Source organism: Candidatus Clostridium eludens (assembly GCF_045310515.1).
Taxonomy (GTDB): domain Bacteria; phylum Bacillota; class Clostridia; order Clostridiales; family Clostridiaceae; genus Clostridium_B; species Clostridium_B eludens.
Map to the genome: position 1 here is coordinate 15,592 of NZ_JBJHZX010000024.1, position 20,227 is coordinate 35,818.

General features: G+C 33.2%; 25 protein-coding genes and 1 pseudogene. 21 read left to right on the plus strand and 5 right to left on the minus strand.

The window, feature by feature from the left end:
- Positions 1 to 44 precede the first annotated feature (44 nt).
- Both ACJDU8_RS15640 and ACJDU8_RS15645 read left to right on the plus strand, forming a co-directional pair.
- Positions 45 to 452 (plus strand): GNAT family protein, encoded by a 408-nt coding sequence (locus ACJDU8_RS15640; RefSeq protein ID WP_406793087.1) that lies wholly within the window; start codon positions 45 to 47, stop codon positions 450 to 452.
- Complete coding sequence (locus ACJDU8_RS15645; protein ID WP_406793088.1) at positions 453 to 944, plus strand: hypothetical protein; 492 nt, start codon at positions 453 to 455, stop codon at positions 942 to 944.
- Positions 945 to 1,480: 536 nt separating this feature from the next.
- Here the strand turns inward: ACJDU8_RS15645 and ACJDU8_RS15650 are convergent.
- The 4 genes and pseudogenes from ACJDU8_RS15650 to ACJDU8_RS15665 form a co-directional block, all read right to left on the minus strand.
- Positions 1,481 to 1,897, minus strand: coding sequence for a nuclear transport factor 2 family protein (locus ACJDU8_RS15650; protein ID WP_406793089.1), 417 nt, complete (start codon positions 1,895 to 1,897; stop codon positions 1,481 to 1,483).
- A gap of 283 nt (positions 1,898 to 2,180) precedes the next feature.
- Positions 2,181 to 3,164, minus strand: a complete 984-nt coding sequence (locus tag ACJDU8_RS15655) for a hypothetical protein (RefSeq protein ID WP_406793090.1) — start codon at positions 3,162 to 3,164, stop codon at positions 2,181 to 2,183.
- 532 nt (positions 3,165 to 3,696) lie between these two features.
- Positions 3,697 to 5,838: a peptidase G2 autoproteolytic cleavage domain-containing protein gene (locus ACJDU8_RS15660; protein ID WP_406793091.1), complete on the minus strand. Its 2,142-nt coding sequence runs from the start codon at positions 5,836 to 5,838 to the stop codon at positions 3,697 to 3,699.
- A 55-nt stretch (positions 5,839 to 5,893) separates the two neighbouring features.
- A pseudogene (locus ACJDU8_RS15665) lies at positions 5,894 to 5,983 on the minus strand (BBE domain-containing protein); the annotation flags it as partial.
- Positions 5,984 to 6,678: 695 nt separating this feature from the next.
- On the opposite strand from ACJDU8_RS15665, the gene ACJDU8_RS15670 reads away from it, so the two are divergent.
- The 9 genes from ACJDU8_RS15670 to ACJDU8_RS15710 all read left to right on the plus strand — a co-directional run bounded on the left by ACJDU8_RS15670 (position 6,679) and on the right by ACJDU8_RS15710 (position 12,599).
- Positions 6,679 to 7,050: a hypothetical protein gene (locus ACJDU8_RS15670; RefSeq protein WP_406793092.1), complete on the plus strand. Its 372-nt coding sequence runs from the start codon at positions 6,679 to 6,681 to the stop codon at positions 7,048 to 7,050.
- Between the two features lie 152 nt (positions 7,051 to 7,202).
- On the plus strand, positions 7,203 to 7,589 hold the full coding sequence (locus ACJDU8_RS15675) for a DNA-binding response regulator (RefSeq protein ID WP_406793093.1): 387 nt from the start codon (positions 7,203 to 7,205) through the stop codon (positions 7,587 to 7,589).
- A gap of 109 nt (positions 7,590 to 7,698) precedes the next feature.
- Positions 7,699 to 8,022 (plus strand): hypothetical protein, encoded by a 324-nt coding sequence (locus ACJDU8_RS15680; RefSeq protein WP_406793094.1) that lies wholly within the window; start codon positions 7,699 to 7,701, stop codon positions 8,020 to 8,022.
- A gap of 73 nt (positions 8,023 to 8,095) precedes the next feature.
- Positions 8,096 to 8,602 (plus strand): hypothetical protein, encoded by a 507-nt coding sequence (locus ACJDU8_RS15685; protein WP_406793095.1) that lies wholly within the window; start codon positions 8,096 to 8,098, stop codon positions 8,600 to 8,602.
- A gap of 107 nt (positions 8,603 to 8,709) precedes the next feature.
- Positions 8,710 to 8,934 (plus strand): hypothetical protein, encoded by a 225-nt coding sequence (locus ACJDU8_RS15690; protein WP_406793096.1) that lies wholly within the window; start codon positions 8,710 to 8,712, stop codon positions 8,932 to 8,934.
- A gap of 77 nt (positions 8,935 to 9,011) precedes the next feature.
- On the plus strand, positions 9,012 to 9,335 hold the full coding sequence (locus tag ACJDU8_RS15695; protein WP_406793097.1) for an HNH endonuclease: 324 nt from the start codon (positions 9,012 to 9,014) through the stop codon (positions 9,333 to 9,335).
- Positions 9,319 to 10,185 carry a tyrosine-type recombinase/integrase gene (locus ACJDU8_RS15700; protein WP_406793098.1) on the plus strand — a complete coding sequence of 289 codons (867 nt, stop codon included), beginning with the start codon at positions 9,319 to 9,321 and terminating at the stop codon, positions 10,183 to 10,185. The genes ACJDU8_RS15695 and ACJDU8_RS15700 overlap by 17 nt, the downstream gene beginning before the upstream one ends.
- Before the next feature lie 454 nt (positions 10,186 to 10,639).
- Positions 10,640 to 10,948 carry a P27 family phage terminase small subunit gene (locus ACJDU8_RS15705; RefSeq protein ID WP_406793099.1) on the plus strand — a complete coding sequence of 103 codons (309 nt, stop codon included), beginning with the start codon at positions 10,640 to 10,642 and terminating at the stop codon, positions 10,946 to 10,948.
- Entirely contained in the window at positions 10,938 to 12,599 is a 1,662-nt protein-coding gene (locus tag ACJDU8_RS15710; protein WP_406793100.1) for a terminase TerL endonuclease subunit, read from the plus strand. Before ACJDU8_RS15705 ends, ACJDU8_RS15710 begins: the two co-directional genes overlap by 11 nt.
- A gap of 77 nt (positions 12,600 to 12,676) precedes the next feature.
- Here the strand turns inward: ACJDU8_RS15710 and ACJDU8_RS15715 are convergent, their stop codons facing one another.
- Positions 12,677 to 12,958, minus strand: a complete 282-nt coding sequence (locus ACJDU8_RS15715) for a CRISPR-associated protein Cas2 (RefSeq protein ID WP_406793101.1) — start codon at positions 12,956 to 12,958, stop codon at positions 12,677 to 12,679.
- 107 nt (positions 12,959 to 13,065) lie between these two features.
- On the opposite strand from ACJDU8_RS15715, the gene ACJDU8_RS15720 reads away from it, so the two are divergent.
- From ACJDU8_RS15720 to ACJDU8_RS15765, 10 genes are all read left to right on the plus strand, one after another.
- Positions 13,066 to 14,214, plus strand: a complete 1,149-nt coding sequence (locus ACJDU8_RS15720; RefSeq protein ID WP_406793102.1) for a phage portal protein — start codon at positions 13,066 to 13,068, stop codon at positions 14,212 to 14,214.
- Positions 14,214 to 14,957 carry a head maturation protease, ClpP-related gene (locus ACJDU8_RS15725; RefSeq protein ID WP_406793103.1) on the plus strand — a complete coding sequence of 248 codons (744 nt, stop codon included), beginning with the start codon at positions 14,214 to 14,216 and terminating at the stop codon, positions 14,955 to 14,957. The genes ACJDU8_RS15720 and ACJDU8_RS15725 overlap by 1 nt, the downstream gene beginning before the upstream one ends.
- A complete protein-coding gene (locus ACJDU8_RS15730) occupies positions 14,957 to 16,417 on the plus strand; it encodes a phage major capsid protein (RefSeq protein ID WP_406793104.1) in 1,461 nt (486 codons plus the stop codon). The genes ACJDU8_RS15725 and ACJDU8_RS15730 overlap by 1 nt, the downstream gene beginning before the upstream one ends.
- A 14-nt stretch (positions 16,418 to 16,431) precedes the next feature.
- Complete coding sequence (locus tag ACJDU8_RS15735) at positions 16,432 to 17,004, plus strand: hypothetical protein (protein WP_406793105.1); 573 nt, start codon at positions 16,432 to 16,434, stop codon at positions 17,002 to 17,004.
- Between the two features lie 4 nt (positions 17,005 to 17,008).
- On the plus strand, positions 17,009 to 17,326 hold the full coding sequence (locus ACJDU8_RS15740) for a hypothetical protein (protein WP_406793106.1): 318 nt from the start codon (positions 17,009 to 17,011) through the stop codon (positions 17,324 to 17,326).
- A gap of 10 nt (positions 17,327 to 17,336) precedes the next feature.
- Complete coding sequence (locus ACJDU8_RS15745) at positions 17,337 to 17,723, plus strand: HK97-gp10 family putative phage morphogenesis protein (protein WP_406793107.1); 387 nt, start codon at positions 17,337 to 17,339, stop codon at positions 17,721 to 17,723.
- Positions 17,720 to 18,046 (plus strand): hypothetical protein, encoded by a 327-nt coding sequence (locus tag ACJDU8_RS15750; protein ID WP_406793108.1) that lies wholly within the window; start codon positions 17,720 to 17,722, stop codon positions 18,044 to 18,046. Before ACJDU8_RS15745 ends, ACJDU8_RS15750 begins: the two co-directional genes overlap by 4 nt.
- A gap of 36 nt (positions 18,047 to 18,082) precedes the next feature.
- Positions 18,083 to 18,997: a major tail protein gene (locus ACJDU8_RS15755; RefSeq protein WP_406793109.1), complete on the plus strand. Its 915-nt coding sequence runs from the start codon at positions 18,083 to 18,085 to the stop codon at positions 18,995 to 18,997.
- A gap of 63 nt (positions 18,998 to 19,060) precedes the next feature.
- Positions 19,061 to 19,444 (plus strand): hypothetical protein, encoded by a 384-nt coding sequence (locus tag ACJDU8_RS15760; RefSeq protein WP_406793110.1) that lies wholly within the window; start codon positions 19,061 to 19,063, stop codon positions 19,442 to 19,444.
- Between the two features lie 212 nt (positions 19,445 to 19,656).
- On the plus strand, positions 19,657 to 20,199 hold the full coding sequence (locus ACJDU8_RS15765) for a hypothetical protein (RefSeq protein ID WP_406793111.1): 543 nt from the start codon (positions 19,657 to 19,659) through the stop codon (positions 20,197 to 20,199).
- The last annotated feature ends 28 nt before the right edge of the window (positions 20,200 to 20,227 follow it).

Here is a 20,227-nt window from a genome sequence, read left to right on the forward strand (position 1 = left end):
AAAATGACTACAGAACTAAATTTACATAAGGGGAGAGATAAAAAATGAGATTAAGGGACATATTAAATTTACTTGAAAAAAATGTGAAAAAATTCCAAATTACAGCGGCTGAACAAGGTGGTTTAATGAAAATAGAAAATTATGTATCTACACTTGAAGCAGTAACTAGTTTAGAAAGATTAGATTTCATTAAAGACGAAATTAATACTATTAAACAAAATAAAACAATATTTAATTCCAGACTTGAATATATTTTAGTTCATAGGGAAGTATATAATAATTTTATGCCAGCTTACAGTTTAATTGTAACAAAATGTAATACTGCAATTGAGGCAATTAGACAATCACTTCCTGAACAAGATCCCAATTCTATAAGTGTAAAACTTCCCAAAATCAATAATTTAAGCGAACTCGTAAAATTTTTTAGTGACTTAGATAAGGCATTAAATTAAGTGTTAAATGAACCTCAACTAGAATCAAATATTCAGATACAGAGCTTTGATTCTGGTTCATATTGGATTGAAATAGCGATGGGGAGTGTTACTGCATTATCCTTTGTAGCTGGATTGATTTGGTCGGGAACAGTAATATACAAAAAAATTATTGAAATCGAAGCAGCAAAGGAAACTTTGAAAATTTTACCTATCTATACTGATAGTATTAAGGATTTGGAAGGTGGAATAGCGAAGCTTATAAACACTCTTTGTGAAAGCGAAGCTAAGCAGCTGTGTGACCAGAATAAACTTGTAGAATGTTCACCAGAGTATGAAAAAAGATTAATGTTTTCAATAAAGACGATGGCAGAACTTATACATAAAGGTGCAGAATTTCATCATGCTTTAAATGCTCCAGAAGATGTAAAAAATTTATTCCCTAATTATGGTAATTTGCTCCAAGTAAATTCTAAAATAAAACAACTAAATGATAAAACTGGTAAAGAATAAATACTAGATGGACATAACCTCTATAAAGTATGGATATCCAGTATTTATATTTACGATAATAAATTTGGGTTTACGATAGGCTAATTGTAAGATATTAGTGTACATAAATAATTTGATTTATCATGCAAGAAAAAGCCTTGAATAATAAATGATAAATGCCTATAAATAGGCACAATTTTATTTAATAATTGTCTATGATATTTGAGTATGTTTTCATAGACTTGATATCATTGAAAAAGTGTCATAACTTAATAGTTTTGATACTTGTCTTAGTGTGTAATAAAATCAATGCCTAGAATGGTGTCAATACCTGGCATCAAAAATAAATATTAAATTTTACAAAAATATAGTGTCTATAAAATAATGTTAAGCAAGACACAGTTTTTTTGAAGTGCGACACAAAAACACCATAAAATTCAGTTTTATAAATTGTTCGTTTTGGTGCGTATAATCCTACTGAAAAACAGGGGTACGATGGCTTGTACCGGCTGCTGCGCCCCTGTTCTTTTTTATTGCGTTATGGTCACAAAGACCTACTAATTGCTGCTCGTCAGCATAACAGCAAGTGAATCCATATAGTCTCGCCAATAAACAATTTTTCGATCTTTAATAGTAATTATTGAGCAAAATCTATTATCGTAAGGACTACCAGTGTGTAATACGATTCCGTGAACCTGATATTCCATAACAATAATATTTTCTCCCTTCACTTTATAGACCTTAAGATTATCGGCACTATTCAGCTTCATACCATAATTACTAAACCATCTCATATATGCCGGGCGGCCTTTCACTCTGTTTGGAAATCCAGGAATGTTGTATAAAAAATCAAATACTGCTTCATCCGCAACAGCATCCCAAAAGTGTTCCCCGTCAACTTCATCTCTAAGTCCTTCCATAACGATATTAAAAAATGGTTCGGCGTTTTTAAACCCGAGGGGCTGTCTTTCCATGCTTGTTCTCCTTTCAATTTTACAATCATTTTTCTCTAATATATCATATATAATATGACAGCTGTATGTCATATTATTTTCATTTTGTTTATTAACTGGAGTAAAAATGTAGTGTCTATAAAACAATGTTAAACAAGGCACAGTTAACTTGAAATGCGAACTAAAAACACCGTAAAATTCAAGTTTGAATAATATAATATTTTAATTAATCATTCAGTTCTGGGTGGTAATATCATCAAAACTACAACTTTACTGAAGTTCTAACGGTTAATAAAATAATTATTCATCTCCTACTAGATTTTCTATTCAATTGCTTAATAAATAAGAATTTAAATACTGGTAGTTTTCTTAACCAAGATAAATTAATCAGTAAAAATATGGCACTCCCAACTGAAACCTGCCATGGATACATACATAAATTTTTAAGTGGTATAATCATTGGCAACAAAGTAATAGCTGCTGCAGGCGGTAATGTAAATTGTAGAAAATGGAAAATAAGAAAAATACAGCCCATAGACAAACCAGCTGAAATCCAAACAGGCCAATGTAATAAGTAATAGACAAGGTATAGCCATAAAACTCCCGAAAAGGCCGCAAGCACCAGTGATATAAAAACTAGCCCTGTCTTAGAATATAGTTTGCCCTTTGGTTTAGCAAGTTCTACAAAAGCAACTATCAAAGGTGGAGCAATAATGTAGTCCCAGTGGAAATATAAAGCAACTCCTGAAACGAACATGATACTCGTTAATAACTTAACCCAGTTTATCAATTCCTCCCGGATGTGGTTAACTTTTCGTTTTTCTTTAAGACTTTCCAGTAACTCAGTACTTGTACCCTTTTCTTTGTAAGAATTATGTATTAATTTTTTACCACAGACAATTATTCCTGTAAGTATGCATACAGACAAAGGGTAATACCAGCTTTGAGTATGAGTGAGAATTGGAAGAATTGCCGCTGAAAAGGATGGAGTCACTTCTGAGCCTATAACCTTTAATTGTAGAACAACAAGGATAAAGGCTCCGATAATCATGAAAAAGGGGTAGTATGGCAAAAATCTAGTTATGACCAATCCGGTCAGAGCTGCAATAGTTGGAGATAGCCACAAATGAAAATTTTTGTTTCCCCAAGTTGATTTTTCCATAACCCAAGCACCAATAGCAAGAGCCGAAATTTCCGGGAAAATAATTTCTTTTTCTCCGATATATCCTGAAATCATACACATAGCAATCACTAGTACTATAGCTAAAGGTATAAATTGTTTCTTCATCTCAAACTCTCCTATATTTTCTCTCATAATTTTAGGCTTTCTACAATCGTGATTTAACCTTTATATAAATAATAGCATATCTTTCATATTTTGAACTACGCCGCAAATATCTTGTTTTTTTAAACACTATATTATCCAGTTATAGAAGGACATTGTTCGTACATTCAATTTCAACAGTTATGTCGCCATTTATTCATTTTGTTCAGCAACTAGAGTGAAAAACGCTCTAGTTTTATTTTTTAACGGGTAGCTTAATTAAACATTAAATATGTAGTGGCTAGATTTAATAAGATATCTAATACAAATTTCTAAATTGTGTAACTTACTTTGCAGTACATAACAACGATGCTCCTACTAGGTCTTGTAACGTAAGTTAAGAATAATGTCTTATAGATTCTTCCCATTAATTTTATTGTCCTTTACGATTAATTGAGTAGGTGGCATTGTTTTTATGTAAAAGAGCGGCAAAATACCGCTCACAACTTTTTATAATTGTAAATAAAATAGTATCTGTGTTTTTGTAAGTGACATGCTACCTATTTCTTAAATGACCTAACCTCATATAATTAAAAAGTACCAGCACTTGATTTTTCCCTATACGTTCCATTACTCTGTAACCATCACGAGAAGCCGTTGCAATGCCTTGGTTATTTGGTTTACAATATCCATTTACTTGACATGTTCCATCATCCCGAACAAGAATTTGACCCAATAGGCCAACGGCAACCCATTCTGGCCTTTTACATCGTGGAATGAATTCTCTGGTATTGTCCCATGCGGAGTTCAATATAGGTTGAGATTCAGTTCGTTCAGGGAGGATTACCTTTTCATCTTTTGATGTTACTGCCGGAACAAGGACATCATGGTATTGTATCCTGCCCCATTCATCCGTAACATATTTGTCTTTCCAGTTCAGATTACCGCTGTTCGCGATTATCGCAGGGGTGGCACTGGTGATCCCTAGAACGTAATCATCATTTTCGTTTGCCTTGCGTATTTTTTTACCGTCCAAAGTGACAAAGTAACCGCAGTCGATGGGCTCCCCATCTATGGTTTCAAACATCTCGGCGTAGTCTGCGCAACTGCCTGGACCGCCACCTATTGTTACCTTACCCGTGAAACAAGCATCGCCATTATTTAGTATTTTAGCTGCTATACTTCTATCAGATGGACTTGTACCGTTCGCCAAAAACCAGGAAAAATCATCACTAGCGTCTCCATGCTTACCCATTATATGGGCACCGGTGTACAAGTCTATATTTGTATCTAGGCCTTCAGCATGGACAGCCTCACCACTTGCTATTGTGCCTACGCCTTCTGCATGGGCAGCCTCTCCATTTGCTGTTGTTTGATAACCTTGTGCATGGGCACCGACTCCGCTTACTGTTGTTTCAAAACCTTCCGCATGGGCACCGACTCCGCTTGCAGTAGTAAAATCACCTTCGGCATGGGCAGCAAAGCTATCTGCTGTTGAGTTGAAACCTTCTGCATGAGCAAATTGACCACTAACTATTGTGCTTTCACCTTCGGCATGGGCAGCAAGTCCGCTTGCTGTTGTCAAAGCACCTTCGGCATGTGAATTGCTTCCACTTGCCGTTGACCCAAAACCTTCTGCATGGGCATTTATCCCGCTTGCCGTTGTCTCGAAACCTTCTGCATGGGAGGCATGTTCACTTGCTTTTGTGTTATCACCTTCTGCGTGGGAAGCCTCTCCGCTTGCTGTTGTCTCTAAGCCCTCTGCATGGGAATTAATTCTACTTGCTGTTGTGCTCTCACCTTCAGCATGGGCTGCCCTCCCACTGGCTATTGTTCCAAAACCTTCGGCATGGGAAGCCTCTTCACTTGCTTTTGTGGCAAGACCTTCAGCATGGGAAAGCTCTCCGCTGGCAGTTGTACTATTACCTTCGGCATGAGAACCTGTTCCACTTGCTGTTGTTCTATCGCCTTCGGCATGGGCAAGGGCACCATTTGCTGTTGTTTGTGAACCTTCGGCATGGGATTCACTACCACTTGCTGTGGAGCCTGAGCCTTCAGCATGGGAGGCGAATCCACTTGCTGTTGTCTTAAAGCCTTCTGTATGAGAATCATTTGCACTTGCTGTTGTACTGTTACCTTCAGCATGGGATGACTGTCCACTTGATGTTGTCTGAAGACCTTCAGCATGAGCCTCGTTTCCGCTTGCTGTTGTTCCAAAACCTTCAGCATGGGATACATCTCCACTTGATGTTGTATTTTCACCTTCGGCGTGAGAACAGTTCCCAGTAGCTTGCGTATTACAACCCTCCGCATGGGAAGCGTCTCCTCTTGCTATTGTCTCGCTACCTTCAGCATGAGAGCAATTACTTAAAGCCTCAGTGTTACAACCCTCAGCATGGGCGCCTTTACCCCCGGTGTCTGTACCTGCTATTGTTGAATCACCTTCAGCATGTGAACATTTATTAACAGCTATTGAAAAACAGCCTTCAGCATGTGAACACCTTCCAATTGCTCGTGTTTTGCAACCTTCGGCATGTGAGCATTTTCCAATAGCTTTTGCATCGCAATCTTCAGTGTTGGAACAAGCTTCTGATATATTAATATCCCCGTCTTCTGTGTTAACTTGTTCAGAAAGCGTGGAAGAAAAGTTTGCATTTTTAACTTTATCTTTATCATATTTATCGGGTAATTTTTCCATTTTTCTCACTCCAATTTTACTACTTAATTATTCACTTTATATAATTATTATAATTTTATGGGTGTCTAATCTCGGATGGAATGCTCTGCGGGAGTTTGAAAACATTTTTAGGGTCATATTTAGATTTAACCTGTTTCAACCTATAGAAGTTAACACCGGTGTATTAAATATTCACACTATATGGTATGTTGATAAGGATAAAAACGTACTATAAACAGAGAACTTTTGTACGAGTTGCAAGGTTTTTTTATTCGTAAAAGTATACCTTTGCGTATGGGGGCAAAAGTATATAAAACCGCATTCGTAAAATACAACAAAATATTTATGAATATCTACGTAAACAACACTTTTTTAATAGCAAATACGTTATTATATTGATTCGCTTTTTTCATATTTTGGTTATTAACTGGGGTAAAAATGTCCTAGGTGATTTTCTAGTACCTATCCAAAACGTTCAAATAGAGTATACACTAAAAAAACACGAACTAAACCTCTAACAAAAGGCTTAAACGCGTACTAAATATACAACAAAAACGTTCATTTATATAATTGATTTCAAACGAACATTGAAGCATAATTAATATATAAGATGAATTTATGAGGTGTAAAGAAAACTACATTTTATAAATTGATAAAACAATACGAAGTTAAATAGTAATGATGTAATATTATAAAATACAATACTACGCTTGTAAATGAATAAGAAACAATGTAATATATTGATATGAGAATAACACGCATATAGTTAATTGGAACTATAGAAGAGCTAATAGGGGCTGTGAATCTAATTTTAGAGATTAGGTTTGCAGCCTTTTTACTTTTTAATGGAGGGATAGGGACATGAATGAAAAAGAATTTGATAGGAAATTAGAAGCTGAAAAATGGTTATATAACTATAAGAGTATAAAGGCAGGTATTGAAAGTTTAAAAGAAGAATATACGGTGTTGAATGATGATGGCTGTGGAATAGAACATATAGACAGTAAATTAGATTTATTGAATAATAGAATAAAAATTATGAGGAGAAAAATAGATCAGATTGATAGAGCTTTAAATTCACTTAGTAAGGTTGAAAGAGAAGTTATAACATATGCATGTATAGATGGCATGTACTATTATGAGTTTACTTATAAGGTTTATAAATCTGAAAGACAATGCAAGAGAATTAAAAAAAGGGCCTTAGATAAAATTGCCATAGCTTTAGGGTTATAGAATGTCCCTTTTTTGTCCCTTTAATGGCACTCTGATTTAAAATATATGAGGTATAATGGTAATATAAACTATATTTTTAGCTTTTTAGGGAAATGAAGTATGTCTCCTTTTATGGTTTGGGTGAACTATACACTTTTTTAGGAGTTGATGATTTGAGGGCTGTTATAGATAAAAAACAGGTTGAAAATTTATATATAGAAGGATTTACAGATTCTGAAATTGCAAGGAAGCTGGATTGTAAAAAGGATACTGTAAAGAAATGTATTCAAAGAAATTTTGGATGGTTGAAAGCCTCTCATAGAATTGCTAAAACTTGCAGAAGGGAAGCTGTGAGGTCAGTTAATTATGAAGCAAATAAATATATAGGTGCTAGTGCATTTATAAAAAAGAATAGATCTGTATATAAAACGAACCCTGATGGGGATATAGTAATAAATAAAGAGGTTGCTCCGGTGGTAACATGGGATACACCTGAGCGACTATCAAATGAAAAGGAAGTTAATAAAATAGAACACCACCTTTTAGAGCACTGGTTTTAAGTTACTGGTGCTTTTTATTATGCAATTTTATTTTAATAGTTATCCACAATATATTGTGTATAATGTGGATAACTATACTATATATTGAATATTAAAGGAAGTGAGTAAATTGAACCAGATTTATAAGAAAGAAAACTTTATAGTAATTCCAGTATGTAAAGATTTTTTAGTTGTAAATATAAATAAGGTATTTAAAGAAGGTCATGCACATGTTAAAAGTATAGAAATAGCAAGGTTGCTTATAGATTTGGCTTTAGAGAAAAGGCTTCCTAAGAATCCTTACTTTGTTGAAAGTTTAGTCAGGATATCCATAAATAAGGATTACATAAATGATTTAAAGAAGTTTAAAGAAGATGGTCTTGTAGATTATAAAGAACTTATGGAAGCTTCCTCATATAAGAGACATAAAGGAGCTATAAAGCAGGTTAGATAATTGGATAAAAGGAGGAATAAACCTATTTTATATAGAAATTATTATATACGATTAGTTTATTGAGGTGATAAAAATGAGTAATGACCAGGCGACAGTTTGGGCAACAATAGTGCAAGCCATTATGGCAGTGATAATGTTATTCGTTACTATGTATTTAGGAATACGACAGAATAAAAGTATAAAGAGGCAAATTAATCTTAGTTTATATGAAAAACGTTTTAAAATTTATAATGCTATAAAAGTCTTAATATGTTCGGTACAACATGTTGATTTACCTAAAAGTAGAGATGAACAATTCGGAGAATTTGCTAATAAAATAGGTGAATGTCTGCAAGTTTTTTGGAAAGATTCATCAGAGAGGACTTTCTTAATTGGGGATAAGCTAAACAAATATGTTAATTCCATAGAGAAAAAAATATCAGATTATTCTAAGTTAATAGCTAATAATCCACCTCCAGAAGGTGGACCAGAGTATATGCTTTGGTTTGAAAAGATAAATAAGGAAAGAAGTAGTTTAATCTTTTTAATTGACGAAGTTACCGAAAATTTTAAAATATGTTTAGATTTTAAAAAAATATAAAGTGTAAGAATAAACTGATGTGACTGGATAGTTTTAAACAAATGATTCGACAAATAAAGGAATATTACATCTGAATATAGAAAGCTTTGTAAGAGGAGGCGATATTTATGAGCAATGATGTTAGAGTGGAACCAACTCCAATACAAAGGAATATGTTAGATGTAGCAACCGAACTTACTCAATTGTATTTTAGGAATAAGTCAGTTGACTCTGTTGATGAGATTGGAGAAACTTTTGTTAGATTTCATACTTTGGTACGTACCTTAAGGCAAGGAGATGTATCTTCTTTTAAGGAATACTTGCCAGAAAATATAAAAAATATTATAGAATAAAGTTAATCCCAAAAGGGTCTGATTATGTTCAGGCTCTTTTGTTTTTTAATAAACAAAAGTAGCAGTGAGGTGGTGATATGAATGATTTAGAATTAGTAAGTTGGATTAATTCTTTAATAATAAATAACAACATGCATGGATTCTATATATCAACTGAATGGAAGCATTTAAGAATAGATATTCTTAAAGAACAGAACGATGAGTGCCAGATATGTAAATCTAAAGGATTAGTTAATGAGGCAGTTACAGTACATCATATTAAGCACTTAAAAAAATATCCTCAATTAGCATTAACTAAAAGTAACTTAATTGCGGTATGTAAGCAATGTCATAATGATTTACATCCTGAAAAACGCAAAGGTAATAAAAAAGAAAAATTCATAAATGAAGAGAAATGGTGATCTTATGAAGTTAGATGAATTTAAGGAGTATCTTTATGATAGTGAAAAAAGTAAATGTACTGTAGAGAGTTATGTAAGTGATATGATTCAATTCTTTAATTATTATAAGAAAGATATTGCAAGTATAAATAAAGTTGATATAAGAGAATATACTGAGTACTTATTGCAAAATCAATTCTCTATAAAGACCATAAATAGAAAGTTAGTATCACTGAATCAATATATATTATTCTTAGATGATGTGTTCAATTATAAGATAATTGTAAAAGTTAAACAACTGAAGATTGAACAACAGAATTTTATAAATGACATGCTTGATATATGTAGTGTAAGAAGAATAATGAGAGCAGCACAAAAGGACAACGATGTTAGAGCAGTTACAATATTCTTTACCTTATTTTATACAGGTGCACGAGTGAGTGAAATGCTCCAAATAAAGGCCAAAGATATAACCAAAGATAGCATAATAATAAGTGGCAAAGGTAATAAGTTTAGAGAATTGTTAATACCTAAGAAACTAAAGGAGCAGTGGCAGGCATATAACACTGTCAGGATTAATAAATCTGATTACTTGTTTACTGGCATAAGGGGTGCAATAAGTAGGCAGACAGTGCATAACACCATAAAGTATTATACTGGTCAAGCAAGAGGAATTGATAAAGGGATAGCACATGCACATAGTTTCAGACATTTATATGCTCAAAGCTTGGGTAAGTTAGGTGTTAACCAAATTATAATAGCTCAACTATTAGGTCATAGTCTTAATGTTACAGGAACTTATATGCAAGTTAGTAAGAGAGAGCTGCTAGATATAATTAATAAGCTTGACTTTAGGGAAGATGAAGTTTAGGCAATAAATGGACATTGTTATTTTTTTAACTATCAGGGTAATAATATTTTATTGTAAATAATATACAAAATCTATATTATTAAAAAACGTTCGAAATCCTTATAAACAGGGGCATAGTGGCTTTATTTGTATAAAAAATAAAAACTATTAATTGAGAATGAGTTAATATTGTTAGTAAGTAAAGAAAAATATAGAAAATATAAGCGTTAGAGACGTGTAAATTAGATATAACATAATTAGTGTTATGTATTAAGTAAGAGATCTAATTGAAAAAATGTACTTGGTTTTAAAAAAAGTCTAAGTGAAATAAGAGACAAACCAAGTAATATCAATGTGCACAGACTCCCCCGGGTCAAAAAAATGAAAAATCCTACCATATTGGGAGAACGGGTAGCAGGGAAGACAAAACAGAAAAGTTACGCACACGAGAAAAAAATTGAAGGAGGGATCAAAAATGGCAACTGCTAAATCAATAAAAGAAAGTTTAATAAGGCAGCTTATTGATAACGACGCTGATGTTGAACATTATAGAAGTTTGGTTGATGATTATGTTTGGTACTGGAAGCAAGAAAAAGCTATGCAAAAAGATGTCAAGGAAAAGGGATGCACTTATGAAGCTACATCAGCAGCAGGAAAAAAGTTCGAGAAAGAGAATCCCTCCGTGAAAAATGCCGTGCTGTATAATAAACAAAAACTTACAATATTAAAGGAGCTTGGATTATCCATTGAAAATGTAGTAAGTGATGAAGATGATGAACTCTAAATTAATACCTGAGATACAAAATTATATTGATTTAGTGCATAGTGGAACTATCGCAGTATGCAAAGAGCAATTTCAGTTATGCGATTATGTCGAGAAATGCTTTAGAGAAGAAAATCTATTTGTAGATGAGGAATTGCTCCATAAATATTTAAGTCTCCAAAAATATTTCCCCTTTAATTTATATGAATGGGAGATTTTTTGTTTTACCCTCCATAATTGTACTTATTCCAAACCTGGCATTTTAAGATGGCCGGACTTATTTATTTATGTGGGAAGGGGTTCCGGTAAAAATGGTTATTTAAGCTTTGAAGATTTTTGTCTTATATCTGAGTACAATAAAATAAAACATTATGATATAGATATATGTGCCAATGCAGAAGACCAGGCAAAGACTTCTTTTGAAGATGTGTATAATGTATTGGAGGAAAATGAACAAAAGCTTAAAAAGCACTTCAGTTGGAATAAAGAGCTTATTGAAAATGTTAAAACTAAATCTAAGTTAAGGTTTAGAACTAGCAATGCAAAGTCTAAAGATGGTGGCAGGCCAGGTAAAATAGATTTTGATGAATACCACCAATATGAGGATTATAAGCTTATAAATGTATTTAAAACTGGTTTGGGTAAAAAGAAAAATCCTAGGACAACAATTACTACTACTGATGGAGATGTAAGAGGTGGACCACTTGATAGCATTAAAGCCAGGGCAATTAGAATACTGAATGAACAGGGTGGCGACAATGGATTAATACCTTTTATTTGTAAACTTGATAATGAAAAAGAAGTAGATAATAAAAAAATGTGGCATAAGGCTAATCCCTTGCTACAGTACAATGAGGAACTTTTTAGGGAGATAGAAAAAGAGTATATTGACTATAAAGAAGACCCTGTAAGTAACTCTGCTTTTATGACTAAGAGAATGAATATTCCTAAAGGAAATAAAGATGTAGAAGTTACAAGTTGGGAAAATATACTTGCAACTAATCAGCCTATACCAGATTTAACAGGGTGTACTTGTATAGCAGGAATTGACTATGCAAAAACCACAGACTTTGTGGTAGCTGGATTACTCTTTAAATATAAAGAGAAATATTATTGGATAAGCCATACGTGGGTTTGTAGGAACTGTAATGATTTACCTAGAATTAAGACGCCATTAGAAGAATGGGCAAGTGAAAAAGGTGGGAAATTATTAACTTTTGTAGATAATGTTGAAGTATCTCCTGATATTCCTGCGGCGTGGCTTGCTGAACAGGGGCAAAAGTACAATATAACTACTCTTGGAATGGATAATTATAGATACACTTTATTATCAAAAGCATTAAGAGCTGTGGGATTTGATACAGATAAAAAAGGTATTAATAATATAAAACTTACAAGACCATCTAATCAAATGTTAGTTGCCCCTACAATTAATAGCTTATTTGTAAATCATAACATCATTTGGGGAAATAACCCCTTAATGCGTTGGTATACGAATAATACATGTAAAAAGTCTGAGGCGCACGACAATATGAGTTACGGAAAGATAGAACCTAAAAGTAGGAAAACAGATGGCTTTATGGCTTTTGTTGCAGCTATGTGTGCTGGTGGTATAGAACTTGAAGATAGTGGGGAGGAAATGGATTTTGATTTTGGAGTACACACATATTAAATTGAATTAAAACACTTGGTTGCCTTTGAGATTTTAGTCTAAAAGCAACCGAGTGTACAGATGTGGTAATTAACTGGTTACTTTTTAATCCAAATGAGACGTTCTTTTAAGCCGTCAGAGCCACATATAATATTACGCCATGCGGCTTCACCTGTTAATTCGCCTACAAATATTCTGTCGTTAGAATCTAAATATTTATTTAGATTATCTCTAATAGATACACAAGAATCATCAGTGTCAATTAGCCATGATGATTCAGTAATTTTTGACCAGCGAGAATACTTTTTGATTTCAGCTATTAAATCAGTGTAGTCTTGACCTGGAGCACAAAGATCGTAAGTAATTATTTTGGAAGTCACAATTTACACCTCCTTTCAACAAAATTTTACCATGTTTGAGGAGGTTGTACAAATTTTTAGTATTGTAGGCAAGGGTTCTTATTTTGCTTGAAAGAAGGTGAGAGTTTTTGGGATTTTGGGATTGGACAAAGCATTTCTTTGGAGCTGACAGAGACACAATCTATGTAACTCAAAAAGCCATAGAACAAACCAATAAATTAAATATAGAAAAGTTTGGAATTATAATGGCTGTTAATTTAATTGCTAACGTTGTAAGTAAATGCGAATTTAAAACTTTTCTTAATGGTAAAGAAGTAAAGGGTGATGAATATTATCTTTGGAATATAGAACCTAATTTAAATGAAAGCTCAACACAATTTTTACAAAAATTTATATCACGTTTAGTTTTTTATGAAGAAGCCTTAATTATAGAAGTAAATGGACAATTATTAGTTGCAGATAGTTTTAATCAAGTTGAATATGCAGTTGTGGAAAATTATTTTACAGATGTAGTTGTTAATACTATGAGTTTTGATAAAGTTTTCAGAATGTCTGATGTCATGTATTTTAAGCTAAATGATACTAATATACGTAATCTTTTAGTTAATTTGATAAATGGTTATGAAGAATTAAATAATATGGCTACAGGAAAATACAAGCGCAGTGGTGGCAGAAAAGGAATAGTTAGATTAGATAAGATATCGTCAGGTGATAAAGAGTTTAATGCTAAACTTGATGATCTATTTAATAATCAGTTCAAAACATATTTTGAGGCAGAAAATGCGATAGTTCATTTGCCAAAAGGTGTGGAATATAATGAACCTGGAGAAGTATCTACCAGAAAAAGCACCAGTGAGATAATAGATATACAGAGCATAACTAAAGAAGCTTTTGATAGGATAGCCCAAGCTTTTAGAATACCACCTTCTTTATTAAGAGGTGATATAGCTGATATAGGAAAGATTACTGATAATTTTTTAAGCTTCTGTATAGATCCTATAACGACAATTACTGGAGAGGAAATTACTCGTAAAAGATATGGTAAAAAAGCTTTTATCAAAGGTTCATATTTAAAAGTAGATACAACGTGTATAAGGCATATAGATATATTTAGTATAAGTGAAGCTTTCGATAAACTCATTGCATGTGGAGGATATAGTATTGATGAATTAAGGATAAAGGCAGGTGATATACCATTAAATGAAGAGTGGAGTAAAAGACATTGGATAACTAAAAACTATCAGGATGTAAATACGATTGAAGGAGGCGGTCAGTAATGCCAAAACCAATATTTTTGATAAAGCAGGCAGCAGAACCAAACACTTTGGAATTATATATCTATGATTATGTCCAGAGTGATGGCGTTGATTGGTGGACTGGTGAAACAATCCCAAGTGAAACATCTGCCAATTATATAAAAGAACAGCTTGAACAGGCACAAAATATTACTCAAATAAATATTTATATTAACTCCTATGGTGGTGAAGTTAAAGAAGGACTTGCTATCTATAATCAGCTTAAAAGGCACCCCGCACAAAAGACGGTATATGTTGACGGATTTGCTTGTTCTATAGCTTCTGTAATTGCTATGGCAGCAGATAAGGTTGTAATGGGTCCTAATACTTTGATGATGATACATCATGCTTCTATGGGCGCTTTTGGTAATGCAGAGCAGCTTAGAAAGGCTGCTAATGATGTTGAGGTAATTGATAAAGCCAGCTGCTCAAGTTATTTGGAAAAAGCGGGGGATAAGCTAGATGAAGTAACATTGAATCAGCTTTTAGATGCCCAATCATGGCTTACTGCTGAGCAGTGTCTGCAATATGGATTAGCTGATGAAATAGCAGGCAGGGAAGATAAAAATATCGCTGCAGCGCAACAGAGGTTTGAACAATCTATAAAAGAGCAGATTATGCAGATGCAAAGTAGGATTAAGGTACCAGAACAATTTGAAAAGCAGAAAACCAATGCTGAAAAGATGATGGCAATATTTAAAAAGAAAATGGAGGGAAATGAATAATGTCAATGAAAAGTAAAGATTTAATACAACAGGAATTAAAAGAAAGCTTGGTACAAGCCTTTAAAAGTGAAGATGAAGATTCAATTGCTAGAGCATTTGCTGAATTTGCTGAATCCGTAAGACAAAATGTAATGGAAGACTATAACACATATCAGAGAACACAAGATAGTACAATTCTTGCAAAGAGAGGAATGCACCCATTAACTTCACAGGAAACTAAATTCTATGAAGGCATAATTCAAGCGATGAAATCAGCTAATCCAAGGCAAGAATTTACAGGATTAGATAATGCATTTCCTCAAACAATAATTGATAATGTCATTGCAGATATAAAAGCAGAGCATCCATTACTTGCAGCAATTGATTTTAAAAATACGTCAACTCTTACAAAAATAGTTGTTAATAAACAAGGTGTTCAGTTCGCTGTGTGGGGGCCACTTAATTCTAAAATAACAGAAGAACTGAGTGGAGCTATTGGGTTATTAAATCTTACACTTTGTAAATTAACAGCATTTATGCCAATTGCAAAAGATATGTTAGATGTAGGACCAGACTGGATAGATGCATATGTAAGAGGAACATTAGCAGAGGCTACTGCTCTTGCACTTGAGCTTGCAATCGTGGATGGTACAGGAAACAATGAACCAATAGGAATGGATAGAGACGTATCTGATGGGGTAACTATACAAGGTGGAGAGTATCCTTTAAAAAAGGCAATTGTAATAACTGATCTTAAACCAATAACTTATGGTTCAATTGTAGCACAATTAGTACAGACTCCAACGGGAAAGACAAGAACAGTAGATAATGTTTTGCTTGTAGTAAATCCCATTGACTATTTTACAAAAGTAATGCCAGCTACGACAAAACAATTATTAGATGGAACATATGCAAATAACTTATTCCCATATCCAACTACCGTAATTCAATCGCCAGGGACACCACAAGGTAGGGCTATATTTGGAATTGCAAATAAATATTTTATGGGAATAGGTGCAGGAACATCAGGTGGTAAGATTGAATTTTCTGATGAAGTCAAGTTCTTAGATGATGAGAGAGTTTATATTACTAAACTTTATGGTAATGGCAGAGCTCTGGATAATAATGCATTTGTAGTTGCAGATATTAGCGGATTACAGCCAATGAAAAATGAGGTTGTAATTGATAATGAGGCGCCATTAAAAGAGTTAACAGTTAATTCATCAGCTTCAACTACAACTACAGGAAATACAGTAATCACAGTTTCACCAGCTTTAAATGATGGAAATACTTACAAATATAAGACAGGCTCTTCATTATCATTGCCAGTACTTAATCAGATACTAACAAGTGGATGGACTGCATGGAATGGGACTGATGAAATAGTTGCAACAACAGGTAATAAGATAATTATAGCTGAAGTTAATGCTACTAATCAATGTAAAGGCGTTGGCGAAGCAACTGTTACATCCAAAGCTTAATTGAGGTGATTTAAGTGACCGATACAACTGTAACAGAAGAATTACTACCTATAGTAAAATCATATCTCCGTATAACTTGGCAAGATGAAAACACAGATAATAATTTGAAAGGATTTATAAATAGGGGAATAGCACGTCTTACAGACATAGCAGGTGTGCCTTCTTTGGATTTTACAACGGAGGGTCAGCCTAAAACATTACTTTTGGATTATTGCAGGTATGCAAACAGCCAAGCTCTTGAAATGTTTGAAAAGAACTTTGTAAGTGAATTATTAGATTTAAGTTTGCAGCACCAATTTGAAGTACCTCGAAGATTAACAGTTATATCTACAGTGGGTACTTCTACAGGATATACTAGAATCTCAGTGTCTCCACAGCTAGATGAAGATAATAGTTATGCATATAAACTTGGTACAGAGCTTTCTTTACCAGGTTATTTTGATGTATGCGATTCTACTAATGGCTATACTAAATGGAATGGAATTGCTGAAATCGCTGCTATGGCGGGTAATGACATTATTGTTGTTGAAATAGATAAGAATAATAAAGCAATTCGAGCCGGGAAAATAACTGTAACAGTGGGGTGATGATGTGAAAATAAAGACACCTACTGAGTTTATTCCTTTTAGTGATGGTGTATGTAATATTTATACTATTGATGACAATGAAAGCAAGACTTATAAGTATGAAAATTTAGGCTTTACTAATCGTGTCTTGGGATTCAAAAGATTTTTTGAGGCACAGGGAAATAAAATGGCAATAAGTAAAGTTATAAGGATACCTCAGCTAAATAATATAGATACTTATGACCATGTAGAAATTGGTAGCGAAGTTTACGATATTAAAATAGTACAAAAAATGCATGATACCAATCCTGTAAGTCTTGATTTGACACTACAGTTACAGTGAGGTGAATAAAATGGGCGTAGATATTCAATTTGAAGGAATGAACGAATTAATTGATAAAGTACAAGAGCTTGGTAGAAAAGGTTCAAGTATACAAAATGCCGCACTTAAAGCAGCAGCACAGCCGGTTGTAGAGGACATGAGAAATATAGTTGCAGTTAGTGATATTAATGAAAAACATATAAAGGATGATATACAGGTTTCAAATGTTAAAATTGAAAATGGAAGAAAATATGTAAGGGTTGGCCCTGGGAAAGACACCAACTGGAGGGCAAAATTTCTTGAATTTGGAACGTCGAAAATGAGCGCAAAGCCTTTTATGGCACCTGCTTATGAAAACAATAAAGAAAAGTCCAAGCAGATTATAAAAGAAGAATTAAAAGAAGGTTTAGGTTTATGATTAAACTATCTGATATATTAGCACCTACAGAAGTTCAAGTTAAAAAGCTTCATTATGAGGGAAAGGCAGACCCATATATTGTTTGGTTTATTTATAATGAAAATGGAGAAGCTTTTGCAGAAAATGAAGAAATAGAAACTGGATATTATATTCAGGTAGATATTTATACTAAAGGAGATTTTACAATCCTCTATAATCAAGTTTTAGAATTAATGACAGCAGCAGGATATTATCGAACATATACGACAGAAATGTACGAAGCAGATACAAAGCTAAACCATAAAATAATTAGATTTAAATATGTTGAGAGTTCTCAAAGCTGAGAGCTTTTTTATTTTATTAAAAGGGAGTGATTATATATGCCTTTAATGGGTATAGAAAAACTTTATGTTGCTAAACAGCTTGCAGATACATCTGCAGGTATGACATTTACTACACCACAATATTATAAAAATGTTCAGGAACTATCTATCAAACCAAAAACAAATAATACAAAGGCTTATGCGGAGAATAGGTTAGTTGATCAAGCTACACAATTTGATAGTGCGGATATATCTATGAGTAGATTTAGTATGTCTAGTGCTGAAAGAGCTTTCCTTTTAGGACAGAGTCTTGCAAGTACAGGAGGCTCTATTAGTGCTGATTCAGATAACCCTCCATTTATTACTCTTTTATATAAAGCACCAATAAAAGTTGATGGAGTGTTAGGACACAGATATGGAGTAATATATAAAGTTATGTTTGAACCACCTGACGAAGATTTGAAATCCTTACAAGGTAAACCTGACTTATCAGAAGTTCCAAAGTTAGCTGGTACGGCTCAACCAACCGAATGGAGTTTTGCTGATGGGAATAATACAAAACATCCATGGGAATACCACATTGATACTACAGACCCAAACTGTCCCGAGAATATAGATTCTACTTGGTTTAATAGTGTTCCAATACCTTCTCTTACAGCAATAAATGCATTACTACTATCCTCTAGTACACCAGCAAATAATGCTACAGCAATTGCATTAGGTGCAAAACCTACATTAACATTTAATAATGGTGTATCAGATTACAGCAATATATTGCTTATGAATATTACGGACGGTGTTTTAGTAGCAAATACAATGTCATTGGATACTGCCGGAAAGGTATTAACTATTACACCAACTACTAATTTAACAGCAGCAAAGACATATGAAATCATTGTACAGGGCGTAAAAGATATTTATGGACAATCCTTAGCAACTACATTAGTTAAATTTACTACTGCCAGCTCTTAATATAGAGAGACTATTCCCTCTATATATCAAATTCAAAAATAAATAGAAAAGGAGAAAGATAATATGGGTGCAGGAAATGATATGAAGCAATTAGGTGTTGAAATAGAGCTAGATAGAAAGAGAAGAATAATATTTGATTTAAACAGTCTTTGCGATATGGAAGAAAAGTATGGGAGCATAAATGATGCAATTAAAGCTGTTGGTAATTTGGGTAAGGGTGGCATGAAAGATTTCAAATATGTTCTATGGAAAGGCTTATCTAATGAAGATGAAAAATTAACTGAAGAAGATGCGGGACGTTTAATAGATGCTCCTATGTTGGGAATGTTGTCTGATAAATTATTATTGGCATTGGGTCTTTCACTTCCTAAAGATGATAGAAAACTAAAAAACGAGGGAACCAAGGGAACGGAGATAAAGAAGAAGGATTCCCTTGGGCAAGACTGATAATTATAGCTACGACATGTTTAAATATGACGGAAGAAAAGTTTTGGAAAACAACTCCTAGAAAATTCTTTGCATTATGGCACGAATATAAAATATTGAACGGGCTTGAAAAAGAAGAGAAGGTTTTGTATGCTAATGAGATTTTTTGATGTAGTGGAAAATGGTTCCTCATTTTGATATTATAGAGATATATTACAAAAGGGGGATTTACTGTGGTATATTTTATTTTAGCTCTTATTTTATTTGTTATTATCGGAACTAGGTGGTCTATGTCTAAAACTAAAAATAAAATGATGATATCTGGAGATGAATTATTTAATAAATTTATGACAGAAAATAATATTTCAGTAACAAACGCTATCAACATATCTTCATATAATGGAACCGGAAAATTTATCATTGATGATGTAAATAAATATGTTCATTATTTTGTATACAAGCAAGGAAATAGTAATTTATTTCATAAACAATTTTCTTATAAGGATGTACTTAAATGCGAAATAATAAAAGATGGGAAAATGGCACTTGTAAAAAATGTTTTTTCAATTATAGATAAAGCAAATAAAAAAGAGTATATAAAAAAACTTGGTATAGGAATAACCTTTAATGATTTAAGTTTTCCGTATTTGGATATACTTTTTATAAGTTCATCCATAGGTGTGACACTTACAGGATTAGGCAGTAAAGTAGCACTTACAAATGAATGGCTTGCAAAAATGGATATAATCATAGAAAGAGGCAAAGTTGTAAATTGATAATATAATAATATTTAAAAAGTCTTAG